Origin of the sequence: Paramagnetospirillum marisnigri (assembly GCF_001650715.1) — a bacterium.
Taxonomy (GTDB): Bacteria; Pseudomonadota; Alphaproteobacteria; order Rhodospirillales; family Magnetospirillaceae; genus Phaeospirillum; species Phaeospirillum marisnigri.
This window is the reverse complement of record NZ_LWQT01000037.1, coordinates 48,512-69,586: the sequence shown is the minus strand read 5'-3', so window position 1 is coordinate 69,586 and position 21,075 is coordinate 48,512. Positions and strand designations below refer to the sequence as shown.

General features: G+C 67.6%; 16 protein-coding genes. 5 read left to right on the top strand and 11 right to left on the bottom strand.

Features of this window, described 5'->3' with window-relative positions; all coding sequences use genetic code 11:
- Positions 1 to 18 precede the first annotated feature (18 nt).
- Genes A6A04_RS02625 through A6A04_RS02610 form a run of 4 tightly spaced genes read right to left on the bottom strand, consistent with a single transcriptional unit; the run spans position 19 to position 4,041 of the window.
- Positions 19 to 696 carry an N-acetylmuramoyl-L-alanine amidase gene (locus A6A04_RS02625; protein WP_068489701.1) on the bottom strand — a complete coding sequence of 226 codons (678 nt, stop codon included), beginning with the start codon at positions 694 to 696 and terminating at the stop codon, positions 19 to 21.
- Positions 693 to 1,568, bottom strand: coding sequence for a DMT family transporter (locus A6A04_RS02620; protein WP_068489700.1), 876 nt, complete (start codon positions 1,566 to 1,568; stop codon positions 693 to 695). Before A6A04_RS02620 ends, A6A04_RS02625 begins: the two co-directional genes overlap by 4 nt.
- Positions 1,568 to 3,382 carry an ATP-binding cassette domain-containing protein gene (locus A6A04_RS02615; protein ID WP_068489699.1) on the bottom strand — a complete coding sequence of 605 codons (1,815 nt, stop codon included), beginning with the start codon at positions 3,380 to 3,382 and terminating at the stop codon, positions 1,568 to 1,570. Before A6A04_RS02615 ends, A6A04_RS02620 begins: the two co-directional genes overlap by 1 nt.
- A gap of 41 nt (positions 3,383 to 3,423) precedes the next feature.
- Positions 3,424 to 4,041 (bottom strand): LysE family translocator, encoded by a 618-nt coding sequence (locus A6A04_RS02610; RefSeq protein WP_068489698.1) that lies wholly within the window; start codon positions 4,039 to 4,041, stop codon positions 3,424 to 3,426.
- 104 nt (positions 4,042 to 4,145) lie between these two features.
- Here A6A04_RS02610 and A6A04_RS02605 point away from each other — a divergent pair, with 104 nt between their 5' ends.
- The 5 genes from A6A04_RS02605 (at position 4,146) to A6A04_RS02585 (ending at position 12,072) form a co-directional block, all read left to right on the top strand.
- Positions 4,146 to 4,571 carry an Rrf2 family transcriptional regulator gene (locus A6A04_RS02605; protein ID WP_068489697.1) on the top strand — a complete coding sequence of 142 codons (426 nt, stop codon included), beginning with the start codon at positions 4,146 to 4,148 and terminating at the stop codon, positions 4,569 to 4,571.
- A 55-nt stretch (positions 4,572 to 4,626) separates the two neighbouring features.
- Complete coding sequence (locus A6A04_RS02600) at positions 4,627 to 5,190, top strand: flavodoxin family protein (protein WP_068489696.1); 564 nt, start codon at positions 4,627 to 4,629, stop codon at positions 5,188 to 5,190.
- 95 nt (positions 5,191 to 5,285) lie between these two features.
- Entirely contained in the window at positions 5,286 to 5,627 is a 342-nt protein-coding gene (locus A6A04_RS02595; protein ID WP_068489695.1) for a hypothetical protein, read from the top strand.
- Positions 5,628 to 5,709: 82 nt separating this feature from the next.
- On the top strand, positions 5,710 to 10,044 hold the full coding sequence (locus A6A04_RS23055; RefSeq protein ID WP_068489694.1) for a beta strand repeat-containing protein: 4,335 nt from the start codon (positions 5,710 to 5,712) through the stop codon (positions 10,042 to 10,044).
- Positions 10,045 to 10,077: 33 nt separating this feature from the next.
- Positions 10,078 to 12,072: an O-linked N-acetylglucosamine transferase, SPINDLY family protein gene (locus A6A04_RS02585; RefSeq protein ID WP_245651060.1), complete on the top strand. Its 1,995-nt coding sequence runs from the start codon at positions 10,078 to 10,080 to the stop codon at positions 12,070 to 12,072.
- Here A6A04_RS02585 and A6A04_RS02580 read toward each other — a convergent pair.
- The 7 genes from A6A04_RS02580 to A6A04_RS02550 all read right to left on the bottom strand — a co-directional run bounded on the left by A6A04_RS02580 (position 12,069) and on the right by A6A04_RS02550 (position 20,991).
- Entirely contained in the window at positions 12,069 to 13,130 is a 1,062-nt protein-coding gene (locus tag A6A04_RS02580) for a hypothetical protein (RefSeq protein WP_068489692.1), read from the bottom strand. The two genes, A6A04_RS02585 and A6A04_RS02580, sit on opposite strands and share 4 nt — an antisense overlap.
- Complete coding sequence (locus tag A6A04_RS02575) at positions 13,127 to 13,426, bottom strand: metal-sulfur cluster assembly factor (protein WP_068489691.1); 300 nt, start codon at positions 13,424 to 13,426, stop codon at positions 13,127 to 13,129. Before A6A04_RS02575 ends, A6A04_RS02580 begins: the two co-directional genes overlap by 4 nt.
- A gap of 201 nt (positions 13,427 to 13,627) precedes the next feature.
- On the bottom strand, positions 13,628 to 15,691 hold the full coding sequence (locus A6A04_RS02570) for an ATP-binding protein (RefSeq protein WP_156612438.1): 2,064 nt from the start codon (positions 15,689 to 15,691) through the stop codon (positions 13,628 to 13,630).
- Between the two features lie 4 nt (positions 15,692 to 15,695).
- A complete protein-coding gene (locus A6A04_RS02565; RefSeq protein ID WP_068489690.1) occupies positions 15,696 to 17,027 on the bottom strand; it encodes a dihydroorotase in 1,332 nt (443 codons plus the stop codon).
- Between the two features lie 31 nt (positions 17,028 to 17,058).
- Positions 17,059 to 18,810 carry an asparagine synthase (glutamine-hydrolyzing) gene (asnB, locus tag A6A04_RS02560; protein WP_068489689.1) on the bottom strand — a complete coding sequence of 584 codons (1,752 nt, stop codon included), beginning with the start codon at positions 18,808 to 18,810 and terminating at the stop codon, positions 17,059 to 17,061.
- Positions 18,811 to 18,943: 133 nt separating this feature from the next.
- Positions 18,944 to 19,972, bottom strand: a complete 1,029-nt coding sequence (locus A6A04_RS02555; RefSeq protein ID WP_068489688.1) for a glycosyltransferase — start codon at positions 19,970 to 19,972, stop codon at positions 18,944 to 18,946.
- Entirely contained in the window at positions 19,969 to 20,991 is a 1,023-nt protein-coding gene (locus A6A04_RS02550) for a glycosyltransferase (RefSeq protein WP_068489687.1), read from the bottom strand. The genes A6A04_RS02555 and A6A04_RS02550 overlap by 4 nt, the downstream gene beginning before the upstream one ends.
- Between the last annotated feature and the right edge of the window lie 84 nt (positions 20,992 to 21,075).

Sequence of the window (21,075 nt, the reverse complement as noted above, 5' to 3'; positions counted from 1 at the left end):
GCCTGACGGCCCCGGCGCCTATCTCAAAATCCGCATCAAGGCGCGCAGGCGGCCCACCGATTCCGCATCGGTGTGGCCGTCCACTTTCCAGGGGCGGAAATGGCGCTGGAATGCGGTCAGCGCCGCCTTGGGATCGTGGATGTCGTAGCCCACATGGGCCAGCCCGGCCAACAGCACATGATCGGGGGGCAGTTCGGTGGGCTCGCCGCAGGGCCACAGGCCGATGCCATGGACCTCCGCCAAGTCCTTCCAGGGGAACAGCTCGCCGGGGTCCTCCTTGCGGGTGGGCGCGATATCGGAATGGCCCACCACGTTGCGGGCCGCAATCGGCCAGCGGGTCAGGATAGCTTGGGCCAAGTCCACCAGCGCCGCGATCTGGGCCTCCGGGAAGGCGCGATAGCCGAATTCGTGGCCGGGATTGACCAGTTCGATGCCGATGGACCGGGAATTGATGTCGGTCTCGCCCCGCCACCACGACTTGCCCGCGTGCCAGGCCCGCTGGTCCTCGGGCACCAGGGCGAAGACGCGTCCATCCTCCTCGATCAGGTAATGGGCGCTGACCTCGGTCTTGGGGTCGCACAGCCGGGCCAGGGCGGACGGGCCGTCGGGCATGCCGGTATAGTGCAGCACCAGCATGTCGACGGTGCTTCCCTGGCGGGGGCCGAAATTGGGCGAGGGGTGGGGGATGGGAGTCATGACGTCGCCTCCTCGGCCTTGGGCTTGGGCCATAGCTGGATCACCGCCACGCCGCCCACCGTCAGGGCGCAGCCCAGCAGCTTGTGCCAGGTCAGCGGCTCGCCCAGCAGCAGAACGCCGCCGAACAGCCCCACTCCCGGCCCCAGCAGGGTGAAGGGCACCACCCGGTTCAGCGAGTGCTTGGCCACCAGCCGATACCACAATGTATAGGCGATCAGGGTCGAGCCGATAGTGGTATAGGCCAGTCCGGCCCATCCGGCGGTGTCGGTGGCCTGGATACGGGCGAGATGATCGCTTTCGGTCAGGGCGGAGATGGCCAGCAGCATGGGAAAGGAGAACAGCGCCACCCAGCCATTGATGGCCAGTGGGTCCACCGGCCCGACCCCCTTGATCATGACGTTGGACACCGCCCAGGCCAGGGTGCTGGCGCTCATCAGCATGATGGGCAGCAGGCTGGTGACATGGGGCTCGCCCGCCAGCACCACCACCCCCGCGAAGGCCACCGCCATGCCCACGAATCTGGCCCAGCCCAGTACCTCGCGATAGGCGATCCAGGCGACCACGGCGCTGAATGGGGTGGACAGTTGCACGGCGATACCGGCGCTGGCGGAATCCATGCCGTCGATGGCGGCGAACAGCAGGCCGAAATGACCGATGCCCAGCACCACCGCCAGCCGCAGGATACCCGGCAATTGCCCGGCGGCGGGACGGAACAGCGGCGCCAGCACCAGCGCCACCAGGGCAAAGCGCATGCCGGTCAGCAGGAAGGGGGGCAGCGACAGGGTCGCCATCTTGACCGCCACCACATTGCCGCCCCACAGCAGCGAGACGGCCAGGGCGGCGATCCAGTCGGCGGGAGTGAAGCGGGGCATTATTTCCCCGCCGCCTCTTCCCGCTTGGCCTCCAATTCCAGCCAGCGCTCCTCGGCGGACTCCAACTCGGCGCGGGCGGCATCGACCCGGGCGGCGAATTTCTGGAACTTGGCGGGATCGCGGGAATAGAGCGCCGGATCGGCCAGATCGGCTTCCAGCCGGGCGATTTCGGCGCTCAAAGCCTCCATCTTGCCGGGAAGCTGGTCCAGCTCGCGGGCCTCGTTATAGGACAGGCGGTTGCGGGGGCTTTGCGGCTTGGGCTGGGCCTGGGGCTTGGGGGCGGGGCGGGGCGCCGCCTTATCGTCCTTGGTCGGGCGCTGGTTGAGATAGTCGGAATAGCCGCCCGCATATTCCATCACCTCGCCGTCGCCTTCCACCGCGATGACGCTGGTCACCAGCCGGTCGAGGAAGTCGCGGTCGTGGCTGACCACCAGCAGGGTGCCGTCATAGTCGGCCAGCACCTCTTCCAGCAGGTCCAGGGTGTCCATGTCCAGGTCGTTGGTGGGCTCGTCCAGGATCAGCAGGTTGGACGGCTTGGCCAGCAGCTTGGCCAGCAGCAGCCGGTTGCGCTCGCCGCCCGACAAGGCCTTGACCGGGGTGCGGGCCTGGGCTTCCGAGAACAGGAAGTCCTTCATATAGCCGACCACGTGCTGCGGCCGTCCCCGCACCCAGACATTGTCGCCGCGCCCGTCGGTCAGGGTGTCCCAGACGCTGAGCTCGGGGTCCAGCGCGGCGCGGCGCTGGTCGAAATAGGCGGCCTCCAGATTGGTGCCGAGGCGGACCAGACCGGAATCCGGTTCCAATTCACCTGTCAGCATCTTGAGAATGGTGGTCTTGCCCGCGCCGTTGGGGCCGATCAGCCCGACCCGGTCACCGCGCAGGATGCGGGTGGAAAAGCCCTCGCAGATCAGCTTGTCGCCGAAGCGCTTGCCGACATCCTTGGCCTCGATCACCAGCCGACCCGAAATTTCCCCGGATTCGGCGGCCAGGGCGGCCTGGCGGGCGCTGTTGAGCAGGGCGGTCTTGGTCTCGGCCCTCTCCTTGCGCAGCACGTCCAGCGCCCGGCGCCGTCCCATGTTGCGCTTGCGCCGCGCGGTGACGCCCCGCGACAGCCAGTGCAGTTCCTGGCGCAGATGGGTGTTCATGCGGGCCAGTTCGGCTTCCTCTGCGGCATAGACCTCTTCCTGCCACTGGGGGAAGCGGGAGAAGCCCCATTCGGCGCGGCGCACCAGGCCGCGCTCCAGCCACAGGGTCTGCTTCGAGACATTGTCGAGGAAGCGGCGGTCGTGGCTGATCACCACCAGGGCGCCGCCATAGGATTTCAGCCACTCCTCCAGCCACAGGATGGTGGGCAGGTCGAGATGGTTGGTGGGCTCGTCCAGCAGCAGAGCGTCGGGCTGGCCCACCAGGGCGCGGGCCAGGGCGGCGCGGCGGCCCTCGCCGCCCGACAGCGCCACCGGGTCGCGGCTGCCGTCGATGCCCACCGCGTCCAGTACCGCGTCGACGCGGAACATCTGGTCGCGCTCGTCGGGCAAAAGTCCCTGGGCGACATAGTCGGCCACGGTTGGGGCGATGATGATGGGGTCCTGGGGCAGCACCGCGATGCGGGCGCCGGGCTGGACGAAGCGTTCGCCGGAATCGGGGGCGATTTCGCCCGCCAGCACCTTGAGCAAGGTCGACTTGCCCGAGCCGTTGCGGCCGACCAGACAGGTCTTGTCGCCCTTGGCGACCCAGGTGGTGACGCCTTCGAACAGCGGCTTGCCGCCGAAGGTCAGGCGAACGTCGCGCAGAGCGAGGAGGGGAGGAGGAGCCATGGCCCTTGGCTACACCTCCCCGGCGCGGGAGTCAAACCTGCCTAGCGTTCGGAAAGCGCCAGCTTTGCCCCCAGGGCAACGAAGGCGCCCGCGAAGCCGCGCCGCATCCAGGTCAGGATGGCCGGGCGCGACACGATGCGATGGCGGATGGCGGCGGCGAACAGGCCGTAACCAACGAAAACCACGAAGGTCATGGCCATGAATACCGCGCTGAGTTCCAGCATGCGGGCTACCGGAGCGGCTTCGCCGACATTGATGAACTGGGGCAGGAAGGCCATGAAGAAGATGGACAGCTTGGGGTTGAGGATGTTGATCAGCACGGCAGTGACGGTGACCTGGAGGTCGGATCGCTGGCCCATCTCCTCCTCGCCCGTCATGTCGAGTGAGCCGTTGGCGCGCAGGGCGTCCCAGGCCATGTAGAGCAGATAGGCGACGCCCAGATATTTGAAGACCTCGAAGGCGACGGCGCTGGCGTGCAGCAGTGCCGCCAGTCCCAGGATGGCGGCGGCCATGTGCGGCACGATGCCCAGGGTACAGCCGAACGCCGCCACCACGCTGGCCCGCCTGCCGCGCGACAGACCCGCCGCCAGGGTGAAGACCACGCCAGTCCCCGGCGAGGCGACGATGATCAGCGAGGTCAGGAGAAATTCCAGGGTCATATGGAGGCCCTTTCCTGGGGGCGAATGGTCGCGCCAGCGTGGCGGCAATCGGATGTCGGAGCAAGAGGCTTGCAATTGGAAACAGATTCGATTACATATATCCCATGTCCAGAAGCTGCAAATTCGCCGTCGCGGTCCATATCGCCTCCCTGCTGGCCACCAGCCCGGGGCAGGCCCTGACCTCGGATTGGATCGCGGGCAGCGTCAACACCAATCCAGTGGTGGTGCGCCGCCTGCTGTCGGCCCTGGCCAAGGCCGGTCTGGTGGCGTCCAGCCGGGGCAGCAACGGCGGTTCCACCCTGGCCCGCTCGCCCGAGCGGATCAGCCTGCTGGATATTCACCGCGCGGTGGAGGCCGATGACGGCCCCGCCTTGCACCACCAACCGCCCAATCCGGCCTGTCCGGTGGGGCGCAACATCCAGTCGGTGCTGGTCCGCGTCATGGACCGGGCCGAGGCCGCCAAGGAGGCGGTGCTGGCCACCACCACCCTGGCCGAGGTCACGGGTGCCCTGGCTGCCGCAGAGAAGTGACTATTTTTTTGTGGATTTATGTAATCGAACCGGTAACAGTTACAAGGAGAGTGCCATGACATCCATCGCCATCGTCTATCATTCCGGCTACGGCCACACCAAGGCCCTGGCCGAGGCGGTCGCCACCGGTGCGGGCTCCGTCGCCGGAGCCCAGGTTCATCTGATTGGAGCCGAGGAGGCGGAGGCCAAGGCGGATATTCTCAACGCCGCCGACGCCATCGTGTTCGGCTCGCCGACCTATATGGGCTCGGCCAGCGCCAAGTTCAAAGAGTTCATGGAGTGGTCCAGCAAGATCTGGTACGGCCGCGGCTGGGCCAACAAGGTGGCGGCGGGTTTCACCGTTTCGGCCAGCCAGAGCGGCGACAAGTTGTCCACCTTGAACCAGCTGGCGGTGTTCGCCGCCCAGCACGGCATGATCTGGGTGGGTATCGACCTGCTGCCGGGCAATAATTCCAGCAAGGGCAGCGTCGAGGACCTGAACCGGCTGGGCAGCTTCCTCGGCGTCATGGCCCAGGCCAATTCCGACCAGGGCCCCGAGGGCGTCACCGCCGCAGACCGCAAGACCGCCGAGCATCTGGGCCGCCGGGTGGCCGAGACGGCGGCGCGCTGGACCCGGTAGGCCTGACACGGTTCCGGCGGTTCACGGGTGCTTCCCGTGGACCGCCGGGTGCATCGGCGATAGAGTGCCTTGGGCAACCAGGGAGAGGACGCCAGATGCCCTATGTCAGCCGCGATGCCTCCGGCAAGGTGGTCGGACTGTCGGAAGCGCCGGTGGAGGAGGCGACCGAAAGCCTGCCCGCCAGCCATCCCGACGTGCTGGACTTCCTGTTCCGCGACACGGCGGGCGATCGGGCGTCCACGCGCTTCCTCGCCTCCGACCTGGGCTTCATCCGCGTGGTCGAGGATCTGGTGGCGGTACTGATCGAGAAACGGATCATCGCTTTCACCGACCTGCCCGCCGCCGCCCAGGACAAGCTGCTGGACCGCCGCTCGCTACGCTCCTACCTCTCGGATGTCTCGGGGGTGTTCGAGAGCGGCGAGGGTAAGATCATCTGACGAAACTATTCCGGTTAACCACGCTTTAAGGCTGTGTCTGCTAAACGGGAAAGTGCCCTTCCGTCCGCTGGGGTCTTGATCCGTGGTCTCGCCGGTTTCCTATCTCACCGCCACCCAGATATCCAACCTGACCACCACGGCGGTCTCGGGGATGTCGGCCACGGATTTCCGCGCGCTCACCACCACCCAGATCGGCGCCTTCACCACTACCGCCATCGGCGCCATGAGCAGCACCCAGCTGTCGCGGTTGTCCACCAGCCAGATGGCGGGGCTGACCACCACCCAGATCACGGCGCTTAGTCCGGGTCAGATGGGCTTCAGCTCGTCCCAACTGGCGGTGCTGACCGCCGCCCAGGTCCAGGCCATCGAGGTGGCCGAGCTGGCGGTTCTGAGCACCCAGCAGATGAAGGGGCTGACCAGCACCGAACTGGCGGCGTTGACCACCACCCAATTGGCGAGTTTGAGCCCGGCCCAGCTCGGGGCCTTGACCACCACCCAGATCCGGGGCGTGACCACCACCACCCTGGATGCCCTGACCACCACCCAGCTCGGTGGCTTGGCGATCACCCAGATGGCGGGCCTGTCCACCACCTTGGCCTCGACCCTGACAACCACCACCCTGGCGGGTCTGACCAGTACCCAGGCCGGGGGTCTGACCGCCAGTTGCCTGGCGGTGATGACCACCACCCAACTGGCGGCGCTGAGCTCGACCCAGCTGTCGGGACTGTCGGCGGCGGGCATGGCGGGCCTGACCTCGGGTCAGATGGCGGCGCTGACCACCACCCAACTGGGCGGCCTGAGCGCGACCCAGCTCGGCGGCCTGAGCACCACCGCCATCGGCGGCTTGACCAGCACCCAGGTGGATGCCCTGAGCGCGGGGCAGTTGGCGGGCCTGACCTCGTCGCAGCTGACCGCCTTGAATACCACCCAACTGGCGGCCCTGACCGAAACCGACCTGGGCGGACTGACCACCAGCCAGGCCATGGGCCTGGGCACCGAGGAAGTGGCGGCGCTGACCACCACCCAACTGGCGGGCCTGACCAGTTCCCAACTGGCCAATCTGCGGGCTACCGCCGTGGCCGCCATGACCTCCACCGTGCTCGGCGCGCTGACTACCACCCAACTGGCGGGGCTGAGTTCGACCCAGTTGGGGGCGCTGACCACCACCGCCCTGGCCGGGATCACCACCACCGAACTGTCGGCGCTGACCACCACCCAGGTGAAGGGGCTGAGCGTGGTCGGGCTGGCGGCCTTGACCACCACCCAGTTGGCGGGTCTGACCAGCACCGGGCTTGGCGCCATCACCACCACCCAGGCCAAGGCGCTCACCAGCACCCAGCTGGCGGCGCTGACCACCACCCAGGCCGCCGGATTGACCACGACCGCGCTGTCGGTCATGAGCGCCACCCAATTGGCGACGGTGAGCGAGACCCAGATCGCCGCCCTGACCACCACCCAGGTCACCGGCCTGAATGCCGGTCAGTTGGCGGCCATGACCACCACCCAGCTGGCGGGCTTGACCAGTACCCAGATGGGGGTGCTGGGCGCGACCCAGATCAAGGCCTTCACCACCACCGAACTGGCGGCGCTGACCACCACCCAGTTGGACGGATTGACCGCAACCCAGCTGGCGACCCTGACCAGCGCCCAATTGCTGGGCTTCACCTCGACCCAGATGGGAGAGTTCAGCACCACCCAGGTCGGCGGCTTCACCACCACCCAGATCGCCGCCTTCAGCACCACCGCCTTCGACGGCCTGACCCCGACCCAGTTGGGAGCCATGAGCACCGCCCAGATCAGGGCGCTGACCACCACTCAACTGGACGACTTGACCGCCACCCAGATATTGGGCCTGACCAGCACCCAGATCGGGGCCATGACCACCACCCAGTCCCGCATGTGGACCAGTACCGGCTTGGCGGGTATAAGCACCACCCAACTGGGCGGATTGACCAGCACCCAGATCGGGGTGCTGACCACCACCACCCTCGTCGCCCTGACCACCACCACCGTCGCGGCGCTGACCACCACCCAACTGGGCGGTCTGACCTCGTCCGGCGTGGCCGTGCTCACCACCACCCAACTGGGTTCCTTGTCCTCGACCCAATTGGGCGGACTGTCCACCCTGGGGGCGGCGGGGTTGAGTTCCACCGACCTGGCGGCGCTGACCACCACCCAACTGGCGGGACTGACCGCCACCCAGATGGCGGTATTGTCCACCACCGGCATCGCCGGTCTGGCCGCCACCCAGATGGCAAGCCTCAGCACCACGCAACTGGGCGGGCTGACGGCGGCCCAGGGTGGGGCGCTGACCGGGACCCAGTGGCTGGCGCTGAGTTCCACCCAGTTGGGGGCCGTGGCTCCGGCGGCCATCGGTGGCATCACCTCGACCGGCTTCGCCGCCATCGACGTGGCCCAGGTTCCCGGCATGACCAGCACCCAACTGGGGCGCTTGTCCACCACCGCCCTGCTGGGGCTCAATGTGGGCCAGTTGGCGGCCATCACCACCACCCAGTTGGCGGGCATGACCTCGACCCAGTTAGGGGTGCTGAACACCACGGGCATCGGCGCCGTGACCACCACCCAGCTGTCGGCGCTGACCACCACCCAGATCAAGGGACTGCCCGCCACCGGCATCGCCGCCCTGACCACCACCCAGTTGGGCGCTTTGAGCAGTACCCAGCTGGGCGGGCTGACCACGGCGCAAGGCGCCGGGCTGACCACCACCGAGATGGCGGCGCTGACCACCACCCAACTGGGCGGATTGACCAGCACCCAGGTTGGCGCCCTGACCAGCACCCAGTTGGGCGGCCTGACCACCACCGGGCTGCAGGGCCTGACCACCACCCAGATCAAGGGCCTGACCGCCGCCGGAATGACCGCCATCACCACCACCGTGCTGGCGGGGCTGGCCTCGACCCAGGTGGATGCCATGACCACTACCCAGGTCCGGGCGCTGTCCACCACCAATGTGGCCGCCTTGGTCACCAGCCAGTTGAACGGGTTGAACGCCACCTTGCTGGGATCGCTGACCACCACTCAGGTCAAGGCCCTGACGGTGACGCAGCTGCCCGAATTCACCACGACCCAGGCCGGGGGACTGACCACCACCCAGCTCGGCGCCCTGACCACCACCCAGATGGGCGGCCTGACCGCCACGGTGCTGTCGGGGCTGACCACCACCCAGGTCAAGGGGCTCAGTTCCTCGGGCATGGCGGCCTTGACCACGACTCAGCTGGGGGCCCTGACCACCACCCAGATGGGAGCCTTGACGGCCACCCAGCTCGGCAGCCTGGACACCACCGTCCTCAACGCCCTGACCACCACCCAGGCCTCGGCGCTGGCGGCGGCGTCGCTGGCCCAACTGACCTCGACCCAGATGGCGGGGCTGTCCACCACCATGCTCGGCGCGCTGACCACCACCCAGATGGGCGGGCTGGGTTCGGCAGGCCTGCTGGGCCTGACCACCACTCAACTGGCCAGCCTCAGCTCGACCCAGGTGGGCAAGCTGTCGGCGGTGGGCTTGCCGGGGGTGAGCACCACCTTGCTGGCGGCCCTGGACACCACGCAATTGGGCGGCATCACCGCGACGCAGCTGCTGGCGCTGACCACCACCCAGGTCAAGGGCTTCACCAGCACCCAGATCGGCGGGCTGGCCACCACCCAGATCGGCAGCCTGACCTCGCTGCAGGTGGGCGCCCTGACCACCACCCAGCTGACCGGTCTGACCAGCACCGGGCTTGGCGCCCTGGGTACCAATCAGGTCAAGGGGCTGACCTCGACCCAGTTCGCCGCCCTGACCACCACCCAGTTGTCCGGGGTGACCAGCACCCAGGTGGGGGCGCTGTCCACCAGCCAGGCCCAGACCCTGACCTCCACCGTGCTCGGCGCCCTTGACACCACGCAGTTGGGCGGCCTGACCAGCACCCAGATGGGGGTGCTGACCAGCACTGGCCTGGGCGGACTGTCCACCACCCAACTGGCGGCGCTGACCGCCACCCAGACCGCCGGTCTCAGCACCACCGGCTTCGCCGGGTTGAGCGTGACCCAGATCGCGGGAATGTCCACCACCCAGGCGGCGGCGCTGACCGCGACCCAGTTGCGCGGCATCACCTCGACCGCCATCGGCGGCCTGACCACCACCCAGTTGGGGGTGATGAGCTCGACCCAGGTGTCGGCCCTGACGGCGGCCCAGGCCCCCGGCCTGACCATCACCCAACTGGGGGCGTTGACCACCACCCAGGGCGGCGGCCTGACCGCCACGGCGGTGGCCAGCCTGACCACCACCCAGATCGGCGGCCTGACCACCACCTTGATCGCGGCGCTCAGTTCGGCCCAGGCCGAGGCCTTCACCCAGGCCCAGGTGGAGGCCATGACCGATCTTCAGGTCGACGCCATGTTGACCGCTTTGGACTGATGACAGGGGCATAGAATTTCGATGGCAAGCGAGTTGTTTTCGACGGCGATCGACCGCGCCGTGGGGCGGAATCTCAGCGTTCTCGACCTGATCCAGGCCGCCGAGGCCATCCGGCTCAGCGATGGCGCCTCTTTCGTCGCGACCTTGTACGAGGCCTGGGTCCGCCATAACCCCGACAATCCGCTGCTTTATGCCGTCTTGTTCAATTTCGGCGTGGTGCAGATGGATGCGGGCGAGTTGGGGCCGGCCCGCGACAGCCTGGAACGCGCCATCGCGCTCAACCCCGATTTCTACCCCGCCTATGTCAATCTGGGCCGGGTGCATGAACGTTTGGGCTCGGCGGCGGCGGCGGTGACCCAGTGGTCGGCCATGGTCGACCGGCTGGCCGGGGTGACCGGCTCGGCCATCAGCCACAAGACCACCGCGCTCAACCAGATGGGCCGGGTGCTGGAGGCGGGCAATCAGGACGAGGCCGCCGAATCCATGCTGCGCCAGAGCCTGGACCTGGAGCCGGTGCAGCGCGAGGTGATCCAGCATTTCCTGGCGCTCCGCCAGCGCCAGTGTGAATGGCCGGTGGTGCAGCCCTGGGATCGGGTCAGCCGTTCCGTGCTGATGGAGGGCATGTCGCCCTTGTCCATGGCCGCCTATGCCGACGATCCGCTGCTGCATCTGGCGGCGGCATGGAACTACAACCGGCTTGATGTCGGCCTGCCCGTCGCCGAGCCGCCCATGCTGGACCAGGCCCGTGCCGCGCGGGGCGAGCGGTTGCGTATCGGCTATCTGTCGTCGGACCTGCGCGAGCATGCGGTGGGGCATCTGACGGTGGAGCTGTTCGAGGAACACGACAAGGCCAAGGTGGAGCTGTTCGCCTATTATTGCGGCATTCCCTCCGACGACCCGTTGAACCGGCGGATCAAGGCGCGCTTCGACCATTGGATCGATATTTCCGCCATGGGTGATGCCGAGGCGGCGGCCCGCATGGCGGCGGACGGCATCCAGATCCTGGTGGACTTGAACGGCTATACCAGGGACGGCCGCACCAAGCTGATCGCGCTGCGCCCGGCGCCGGTGATCGTCAACTGGCTGGGCTTTCCCGGCACCATGGGCAGCCCCTATCACCACTACATCATCGCCGACGACTGGATCATTCCCGAGGAGTCGGAAGGCTATTATTCGGAAAAGGTGCTGCGGCTGCCCTGCTACCAGCCCAATGACCGCAAGCGGGTGATCGCCCCCAACCGGCCCGCCCGCGCCGATGCCGGTCTGCCCGAGGACGCGGTGGTCTATTGCTGCTTCAACGGGTTGCACAAGCTGACCCGCTTCACGGTGGAGCGCTGGCTGGACATCCTGGCGCAGGTGCCGGGCAGCGTGCTGTGGCTGCTGAGCGGCGCCGAGGGCGCCCAGGCCCATCTGCGCGAGCAGGCCGCCGCCCGGGGCCTTGATCCCGCCCGGCTGGTCTTCGCTGACAAGCTGGCCAATCCCTACCATCTCGCCCGCTATCCCCTGGCCGACCTGTTCCTGGATACCTTCCCCTATGGCGCCCATACCACCGCCTCGGATGCGCTGTGGATGGGGGTGCCGGTGCTGACCCTGTCGGGGCGCTCCTTCGCCGCCCGGGTCTGCGGCAGCCTGGTGCGCTCGGCCGGGCTGGACGACCTGGTGTGCGAGACGCCCGGCGACTACGTATCCCGCGCCGTGGCTCTCGGCCGCGACCCCGCCGCCCTGGCCGCCTTGCGCCAGCGCCTGGAGATGAACCGGGGCAACTGTGTCCTGTTCGATACCACGTTGCTGGCGCGCAAGCTGGAGGAACTGTTCCAGGCCATGTGGCGGGACCATCAGGCGGGCAGGCTGCCCCAGCCCGATCTCGCCAATCTGGATGCCTATCTCGAGGTCGGCATCTTCGCCGACTACGACCAGATGGACGGCACCGGCATCACCGATTATCCCGGCTGGTGGACGGAACGGCTGGCGGCGCGTCATCGCTTCCGCCCGCTGCCGCCCGACCGGCGGCTGTGGCGGGACGGTTAGGCTTTCCGTGCCCGCAGCACCACGGTCAGGGTGGTGGCGATGAAGACCAGGACGGCGGCGGCATTGGCCAGTCCGCCCCATTGCCGCACCGCGTGACTCTCGGCGAGGTCGCCCACCAGGCGCAGCAGCAGCGAGGCATGCAGCAGGCCCAGGGGGAGATAGAACACCGGCCGGAATGGGACGCCCACCCGCAGCACGGCGGGCAGGATCACGGGGGCGTGACCGAACACCATGGAAAAGACGAAGCCGACGAACAGGGCGTGCAGGGCGGCGTCGGCCCAGGCGCCGCCTTCTCCCAGCCGGAGGCCCAGCATCAGCAGGCCCGCGACCATGACCCAGCCATAGCCCGACAGCAGGCAGACCGCCACATAGCGGGGCAGGCCGCTCTGGCGGATGGTGCGTCGGGCCACGTCGTTGCGCATGCTCCACAATCCCAGTCCGATCAGGCCGAGGCCGAACGGTGTCCAGGCCAGTTCCCAGCCCAGGCCGGCCGACACCGCCCCCGCCATCAGCAGGCCCAGCACCGGCAGCAGGGTGGGGGTGCGCCAGCGCCAGGGCGGCAGGAAGCGCGACAGTTCCAGCCGTTCCCCCGCGATGGTCAGGACCAGGAAGGCGGCCCAGGGGACCACCGCCGAAGCGGGTTCGCCCCGGGCCAGCCAAGCCAGATTGCCCCCCAGCCAGGCGACACCGCCCAGGCCGAGGACCAGGGTGAAGACCTCGCGCTGGCGGATCAGCACCGCGATGCTCATGGCGACGAAGACCAGGCTGCCCAGGCAGAGCAGCAGGCCGCCGATCTGTCCTTGCCCCAGGATCAGGCCGATGCCGCCGAGCGCGGCGGCGAGGGGCGAGACATAGCCCCAGGGACGCCCCAGCGCCACGGCGCGTTCCAGACCGATCACCGTCCCGAAGAATCCCGAAATCATCAAGGCGCCATGCACCGCCATGGCATCGGTGCCGGGGCCGGGCCAACCCAGGCGTCCCAGTCCGGCCGCCATGCCCACCATCAGCGATACGGCTCCCCCCATCAGCAGGGGCAGGCGGCGGGCCAGCAGGCTCATCCCGGCCAGCCCATGATCTTCTTGGCGGAAGCCGACATGCGCGAAGGCTCCCAGAACGGCGAGTCCAGAACCTCGACACTGACGGCGGCGGCTCCGGCCGCCTTGATCCGGCGTTCGGCCTCGTCGCGGATATAGGCGCTTTGCGGGCAGGCGGGGGTGGTCATGATCAGGTCGACATAAACGCCCTCGGGCGCGGCGTCGACGCGTTCCACCAGACCGAGATCGACGATGTTGACGCCGACATCGGGATCGATGACACCGCGCAGGGCCTCTTGGATTTGAGCTTCGGAGATCATGGGCATTCCCTCGCGTTAACCGTGTCCAGGCGAGTGTCTGCTTGAGTTTGGTGGAATTAATTATCCCTTTCGTCACCCCCGGGCTCGACCCGGGGGTCCATGGATGGCCGGGTCAAGCCCGGCCATGACGGGTGGATGAAGTGTTTCAGCCTGGACCTGGCAGACACTAGGCCCGGCCCGCGCCAATGGGCATGATGGAGGTCAAGCCGGGGCGATGGGCAGGGTAAAGTGGAAACTGGACCCGCGGCCAGGGTCGGACTCCACCCAGATGTTGCCGCCCATCTGCTCGATGATCTTCTTGCAGATGGCCAGGCCGATGCCGGTGCCATCGAACTTGTCGCGGGTGTGCAGGCGTTGGAAGATGCCGAAGATCTTGTCGAAATAGGCGGAATCGATGCCGATGCCGTTATCCGCCACCGTCACCACCCAATTGGTGCCATCGCGCCGGGCGGAGACGGAGACTTCCGGATCGCGGTCGGGATCGCGGTATTTCAGCGCATTGCCGATCAGATTCTGGAACAGGCGGACCAGTTCACCCGTATTGCCCGCGACCACCGGCAACTCGTCATCGCGAACGACCCGGGCCCCGGTTTCGGTGATGCGGGCCGCCAGATTGGCGCAGGCATCGTCCACGGCCCGTCCTAAGGCGACCTGCTCCAACGGTTGGGCCGAATGCCCCACCCGCGAGAAGTCCAGCAGGTCGATCACCAGTTGGTTCATGCGCGCCGCGCCGTCGCGGGCGAAGGCAATGAAATCCTTGGCATCCTGCTCCAGTTGTTCGCCATAGCGCCGCTCCAGCAGCGAGACATAGCTGGACACCTGACGCAATGGTTCCCGCAAGTCATGGCTGGCGATATAGGCGAACTGCTCCAGATCGGCGTTGGAGCGGGCCAGTTCCGCCGCCTGGCGGGCCAGGCGTTGCTCGGCCTTGATCCGCTCGGCGATGTCGTGGAACACCACCACGGCACCGACAACGCTGTCTTCGTCAGTGACGGCCGAGGCCACCAGATCCACCGGCACCGGGCGTCCCGTGCTGTGCCAGAACGTCTCCTGATGGACTTCCCTGGTTTGCCCGTCCGTCAGGGTCTGGGTGACCGGGCAGTCGGCACCGGCATAAGGGCTGCCGTCGGGATGGGAGTGATGGCAGAGCAGGTGAAAGTTCCGGCCGACTGGGTCGGCTGCCATCAGACCCAGCATGCGCCGTGCCGCGGGGTTGATGAAGGTAACGGCACCGCTGGCATCGACACCGCAAATGCCATCACCGGCCGCGTCCAAGATCAGCTTGGCGTCGCGATGCGCCCGCTCGGTTTCGCGCTGGGCGATTTCGCCCCCCTTCATGGCGCGCAGCAGGATCGAGGCTGCGACCACCGACAGCAGCGTCATCACCACGGCGATGGATACCAGGGTGAAGGTCTCGCGCCGCCAGGGAATCAACAGGTCGTCCACCTCGGCGGCCACGGTGACGTAAAGAGGATATTCCTTGAGCCGGATGAACGACACCAATTTGGGGGGCGTACCCACGGCGGTGCCATCCGAGTAATACGTCCCACGGCTCGATTGGGAGATATTCTGGTCCCAGGACGGGGTTCCGGCGATGGATTGGCCGATGATGTTGTTGCCGGCCGGGACCCGGAACAGGAAGGTGCCATCGGCCCGCATGATGGAAATGGCGCCATCGGGCTTGGGCCGCTCGGCCTCGAAGGTCTTGGCGATACGATCCAGTTCCATGGCGACGAACACGATGCCCACATCGCCACCTGCCACATCCACCGGTATGGAAACCGGGATGCCCCATTTGCCGGTTACCCGGCTGACCAGGGGGTTGCCGATGAAGAAACCCCGGGTGGCGGGGGTCAACTGCGCCTTGTAGTAGTCGCGGTCCGAGACATCGGCCAGAGGCTTGGGACTGCGCTTGGGGATATAGAACAGGCCGCCATTCCGGCCGACCATGCGGATGTCCAGCATGCCTTCCGAGGCGCCGCGGAGGCTGTCCACCAGCGCGGTAAAGGTGGGGGCGGTGCCCGGGTCCTCGGTTGGGTGGCCCGCCATCCAGTGCCGGGACACGATCAGCGAGGTTTCCGCCTGCTTGAACAGCCGCAGCGTCTGTTCCTCCACCGCGCTGGTCAACTGCTCCAGCAAGACGGTGCTCGATGCCAGCAGCCGATGGTATTGCGACCATGACCAGTAGCCGATGAAGCCCCACAGGACCAGCAGCAGGGTCCCCAGCAGCCCGACGACCAGACGGCGGTTGCTGGGACGGGTCATGGGCTCAGCGACTTTCCTGGAACCGCACGGGTTCGCCCACCGGGGCGCCCAGCAGTTGGCCCTCGCGCATGACGGTGCGGCCGCGCACGATGGTCGCCACCGGCCAGCCGGTGACCGTCTTGCCGTCGAACGGCGTCCAGCCGCAGCGGCTTTCGATCCAGTCATTGGTGATGGTGCGTTCGGCGCGCATATCCACCACGGTGAAGTCGGCGTCATAGCCCAGCGCGATGCGGCCCTTGCCGGCGATGTTGTAAATGCGCGCCGGTCCGGCGCTGGTCAGGTCCACCAGCCGCTCCAGGCTGAGGCGGCCGTGGTTGACGTGGTCAAGCATCAGGGGCACCAGGGTCTGGACCCCGGTCATGCCCGACGGACTTTGCGGGTAGGGCTGGCCTTTTTCCTCGAGGGTATGGGGGGCATGGTCCGAGCCCAGCACATCCACCACGCCGCTGGCGATGGCGGCCCACAGGGCCTCGCGGTGGCGGGCCTCGCGGATGGGCGGGTTCATCTGGGCCAGGGTGCCCAGGCGTTCGTAACAGTCGGGTGCCGCCAGGGTCAGGTGCTGCGGCGTGGTCTCCACCGTGGCCAGATCCTTGTGCCCCGCCAGGAATTCCATCTCCTCCGCCGTGGTGACATGCAGCACATGCACCCGGCGTCGTGCCGCCTCGGCCAGCCTCACCAGCCGCTGGGTGGCCAGCAGGGCGGTCTCGGCATCGCGCCATTGGTGATGGGCACGGGGATGGGCCGCTTCCACCGCCAGATGCTTGCGTTCGGCCAGGCGGCCTTCATCCTCGCAATGGACGGCGACGCGGCGCCAGCCCTGGGCCAGCACGGCGGCCAGGGTTTCGTCGTCGGCCACCAGCAGCGAGCCGGTGGAAGAGCCCATGAACACCTTGATCCCGGCGCAGCCCGGCATCCGTTCCCACTCGGCCAGATGGGCGACATTGTCGGCGGCTGCGCCGATGAAGAAGGCATGGTCGACCCAGGCGCGGCCCTTGGCCCGGGCCAGTTTGTCATTGATGGCGTCGGCGGTGGTGGTCGACGGCTTGGTGTTGGGCATCTCGAAGATGGCCACCACGCCGCCCTTGGCGGCTCCGGCGGTGCCCGAGGCCAGGTCTTCCTTGTGCTCCAGTCCGGGTTCGCGGAAATGGACCTGGGTGTCGATGACGCCGGGCAAAACGGTCAGGCCGCGCAGGTCCTGTTCCTCGGCCGCCGAGGCCCGCTCCAATCCGCCGATGGCCCTGATCCGGCCATCGGCCACGGCGATGTCGGTCCGCTCGGTGCCATTGGGCGTGACGACAATGCCATTGCGCAGAATCAGGTCATAGGTCTGGGACATGGGAAACTCCCGAAAGCCGTGTCTATTATAACTAATTATCTAGTTCGGAAAAGACATCCCCTTGAGGGAGAATTCCCTGGACATGCCGACGATACCACAAAGCGTAGAATAGCAGGGTCCAGCAGGCGAATCCCGTATCCTTGCCGCAGGCGCCAAACAGGCTTTGCACCGTTCCGGGTGAGCAAATTTCCTGAATTGCAGGCTGATTGGCGACAAGTTTCCCCAAATGGGGTGCATTGGAGATCCATTCGGCGACCGGAACGGTAAAGCCGCGTTTCTTGTCGAAAGGCTTCGCGGCGGGCAGGGCGGTTTCCAGCCACTTGCGCAGCAGCCACTTGCCCAGCCCCTTCCTGACCTTCAGGTGGTCGGGAAGACGGAAGGCGAAGCCCGCCACCACCGGGTCGAGGAAGGGCACCCGTCCCTCGATGCCGTTGGCCATCAGGCAGCGGTCGGCCTTGGTCAGCAGGTCGTTGGGCAGCCAGTCGGCGCAGTCCACCGCCTGAGCGCGCTGAAGCCTGGAGCGGCCGCTGCGCGCCTGCTCCCGCTCCACCGCCGCCAGCCGGTCGCGCCAGCCCTGGGTGACGCCGGGGCGCAGCACGTCGATTCCGTCGAAGGTTCCCTTGCGCCGCATGGGCTTGGCGAAGGGCCAAGGACGCATGACGTGACGATAGCGGCCATAGCCCGCGAACAACTCGTCGCCACCCTCGCCCGACAGGATGACCTTGACCTGCCTGGAAGCCTCGGCCGCCAGCTTGAAAGTGGGCAGGCAGGCATAATCAGCCGCCGGATCGTCCATGGCCGCCGCCACCCGGGGCAGCAGCGACCAGAAATCCGCCTCGGTGAATTCCACTTCCACATGGTCGGCGCCGGTGACGCGGGCCAGGGCGCGGGCGTGCTCGCGCTCGTCATGGGCGCGGGTGCCGGGGAACCCGGCGGTAAAGGCCAGCACGCCCTTGGGATTGAGCCGGGCCATCAGTGCCAGCACCACCGACGAATCGATACCGCCCGACAGGAACATGCCGTAAGGCACGTCGGAGCGCTGGTGCAGGTCCACCGATTCGGTCAGCACCTCGTCCAACTCGTCCAGAAGGCGGTCGAGATCGCCCGATTGCGGCGCTCCGGCGGGCAGCGCGGGCAGGATGCGGCTGTCTTGAACACATCCCCCCTCGGCCACCACGGTTTCGCCGGGGGCGAGGCGGCGGATGCCCTTGAAGATGGAGTCGGTGCCGCAGGTGAACTGCATTTGCAACAGTTCCGCCCGGGCCCTGGGGTCGATCTCGGGCTTGGCCAGCCCGGCGGCGATCAGGGCCTGGGGCTCGGAGGCGAAGGCGAGGCCGGGATGGCTTTCCGCCAGATAGAGCGGCTTGATGCCGAAGGGATCGCGCGCCAGCACCAGACGTTGGCGGGCGGGATCGTGGATGGCGATGGCGTACATGCCGCGCAGGCTGCGGGCGAAGCCGGTGCCCTGGTGGGCATACAGGTGCAGCGGCGGCTCGCAGTCGGAGCCGGTGGCGAAGGCCTGGCCCGGCATGTCCGACTTCAGTTCCAGATAGTTGTAAACCTCTCCATTGGCGACGATGGCCCGGCCCTGGGCGTCGAGGATAGGTTGTTTGCCGCCCTCCAGATCGATGATGGACAACCGGTTCTGCACCATGCCCACATCGCCTTGCACCCAGCGTCCCCGCCCATCGGGGCCGCGATGGGCCAGGGCTTCGGCCAGCCGGTCCAAGCTGGCCTCATCGGGCACCCCGCCCGCCGTCATGATCCCGGCGATGCCGCACATCAGCGCTCACCCATCATGGTCATCCCGAGCCGGGGCGAGGGATCTCGTCCTGGGTCGATGGTGCCGATCCTGAGCCAGGGGAGCAGGCGGAGATCCTTCCTCCCGATGGTCGTCAGGATGACAGGCGGGGGGGTCATCGCTTCACCGTGTCGAAGAACTCCAGATAGCGCGCCACCACGGCGGCCTGGGTGAATCTCTCCTCATAGGCCTGGCGCCCGGCGGCGGCCAGGGCGCGGGCGGTGTCGGGCTCGGCCATCAGTCGGCGGATGGCGGCGGCCAGGGCGTCGGCATCATCCACCGGCACCAGCAGCCCGTCGACGCCGTCCCTGATCAACTGGCGCGGTCCCTGCGAGGCGCAGGCCACCACCGGCTTGGCGGCGGCCCAGGCCTCGATCACTACATTGCCTAGGGGTTCGTGCCGCGACGGGCAGACGAAGATGTCGGCCGCCGCGTAAAGGGCGGCGACGTCGTCGCGCCAGCCCAGGAAGCGCATCCGGGGGCGAACCGACAGATGGGCGGCCAGCTCGCTCAACTCGGTGCGCAGCGGCCCTTCGCCCGCGATCCACAGATAGGCGTCGTGGAGCTTTTCCAGGGCATGCAGCAGGACGTCGAACCCCTTGTTGGGGTGCAGGCGGCCCATGGCGACGATCAGCGGCGCGCCCTCGGGCGTGTCCTGAGAGGCGCGGGCCAATGGCTGGGCCAGTCCCGGCTCGGCCACGAAATTGGGGACGTAATGGGCGCGCTCGGCGGGCCAGCCCTGGCCGACGATCCAGTCGCGGATGTCTTGGGTATTGCCGATCAGGTGGTCGCAGCCCCGGTAATATTTCAGGTCGTAATAGCCGCCCAGGCGGCCGACGCGGACATAGTCGCCCTTGGGCACGAATTTGCTGGCCCGGTTCATCCAGCTCAACACCACCTCGGGCCTGAAGCGCTTGATCTCCTGGGCCAGCTTCCAGCGGGTGACCAGATCGAGGGCGCCACCGAAGGGAAGCTCGGTCAGGTCAACGCCCTTGGACCGCAGCAGCTCGGCGCGCTTGGGATTATCGCGGATCAGCACCCGCTGCTCGACCCCGGCCTTGGCCAGGGCGGGGGCCAGCCGCTCGAAGAAGGCCTCGGCGCCGCCATGGGGGGCGCCCGCCATGGCCTGGAGCAGCCGGGTCATTTCAGCCAGCCTTCCAGCACGGCGGCGGCATTGTCCCAGGTGCGGCCCCGGTAGAGCGCGCGGGCCTCCTCGCCCATGGTCCGGCGCACCTGGGCATCGTTGAGCAGCAGGGCTGCCAGATTGGCGAAGGCGTCGTCGTCGGGGGCGACATAGGCGCTGGCGCCGTCCTTGACCCGCTCGGCCGCCGCCCCCAGCGGGCGCACCACCGCCGGACAACCGCTGGCCTGGGATTCCATCAAGGTGAAGCAGCCCATATCGTCGGCATGGCCGGGGAACAGATGGACGCTGGCTTCCTGATAGGCCACCGCCATCAGGAAATCGCCCTGCGGCCGGGTGATGACCACGCCGTGCTCACGGGCGGCCAGAGCCTTTTTGGCCAGCGGCCGCAGCGCTTCGTCCACGGCGCCGCCATCGGCGGCACTGGCCAGGGTGGTGGAATGGATGTGCAGTTCCGCCGTGGGCGCCAGCGGGCGGATGCGGCTGATCCACAGATCCAGCAGCCAGTCCAGCCCATGGGCGGGGTGGGTGGTGACCAGGGCGCGGGGCGGGTCCTGCGGCCGGGGCTCGCCGCCCAGGAAATCCTGGCGCACGGCGGCGGGCATCAGGCCGACCCGCAGTCCCCGGCCCTGGAAATCGCGGGCCTGGGCCTCGGCGGTCAGCAGGATCAGGGGTTTATGGCTGGACAGCAGCTCCCGCGTGGAGGGGCGTTCCAACAGGCGGCCCGGCCCGGTGTGCCACAGCACCCTGCGGTCGGCCTGACGGACGAATTCCAGCAGAGCGGGCTTGCGGAAGGCGATCAGCACATCGGTGCGCAGCGGCTTCTTGCCGTCCAGGGTTTCCCACTGGGCGCCCTCCACATACATGCCCCAGCGGCAGCGGTTGAAGGCGTGCACGGTGTGGCCACGACGCGCCAGGGCGCCGGGCAGCGAGGCGAAGGCTTTCTCCGCCCCGCCCAGGGGGCGGCTGGAGGCGCTGTAGCCGTCGAAGGGAATGGAATCGTCCACAAGGGTGATATTCATGATCCGATGTTTATAAGACGGCATTGATGCCTTGTCATCCCAGGTGCTTTGCCGCACTTTTGAGCAGGCTGGGTTCAGGAGATG

Excerpts from the sequence above, each read along its gene's own strand:
- A6A04_RS02595 (WP_068489695.1), top strand. The coding sequence starts at position 5,286 with ATGCCCTATGTCAGCCGCGATGCCTCCGGCAAGGTGGTCGGACTGTCG.
- A6A04_RS02620 (WP_068489700.1), bottom strand. The coding sequence starts at position 1,568 with ATGCCCCGCTTCACTCCCGCCGACTGGATCGCCGCCCTGGCCGTCTCG.
- A6A04_RS02580 (WP_068489692.1), bottom strand. The coding sequence starts at position 13,130 with ATGAGCCTGCTGGCCCGCCGCCTGCCCCTGCTGATGGGGGGAGCCGTA.
- A6A04_RS02600 (WP_068489696.1), top strand. The coding sequence starts at position 4,627 with ATGACATCCATCGCCATCGTCTATCATTCCGGCTACGGCCACACCAAG.
- A6A04_RS02555 (WP_068489688.1), bottom strand. The coding sequence starts at position 19,972 with ATGACCCGGCTGCTCCAGGCCATGGCGGGCGCCCCCCATGGCGGCGCC.
- A6A04_RS02610 (WP_068489698.1), bottom strand. The coding sequence starts at position 4,041 with ATGACCCTGGAATTTCTCCTGACCTCGCTGATCATCGTCGCCTCGCCG.
- A6A04_RS02615 (WP_068489699.1), bottom strand. The coding sequence starts at position 3,382 with ATGGCTCCTCCTCCCCTCCTCGCTCTGCGCGACGTTCGCCTGACCTTC.
- A6A04_RS02605 (WP_068489697.1), top strand. The coding sequence starts at position 4,146 with ATGTCCAGAAGCTGCAAATTCGCCGTCGCGGTCCATATCGCCTCCCTG.
- asnB (WP_068489689.1), bottom strand. The coding sequence starts at position 18,810 with ATGTGCGGCATCGCCGGGATCATGACGGCGGGCGGGGTGCCCGATGAG.
- A6A04_RS02550 (WP_068489687.1), bottom strand. The coding sequence starts at position 20,991 with ATGAATATCACCCTTGTGGACGATTCCATTCCCTTCGACGGCTACAGC.
- A6A04_RS02625 (WP_068489701.1), bottom strand. The coding sequence starts at position 696 with ATGACTCCCATCCCCCACCCCTCGCCCAATTTCGGCCCCCGCCAGGGA.
- A6A04_RS02570 (WP_156612438.1), bottom strand. The coding sequence starts at position 15,691 with ATGACCCGTCCCAGCAACCGCCGTCTGGTCGTCGGGCTGCTGGGGACC.
- A6A04_RS02575 (WP_068489691.1), bottom strand. The coding sequence starts at position 13,426 with ATGATCTCCGAAGCTCAAATCCAAGAGGCCCTGCGCGGTGTCATCGAT.
- A6A04_RS02565 (WP_068489690.1), bottom strand. The coding sequence starts at position 17,027 with ATGTCCCAGACCTATGACCTGATTCTGCGCAATGGCATTGTCGTCACG.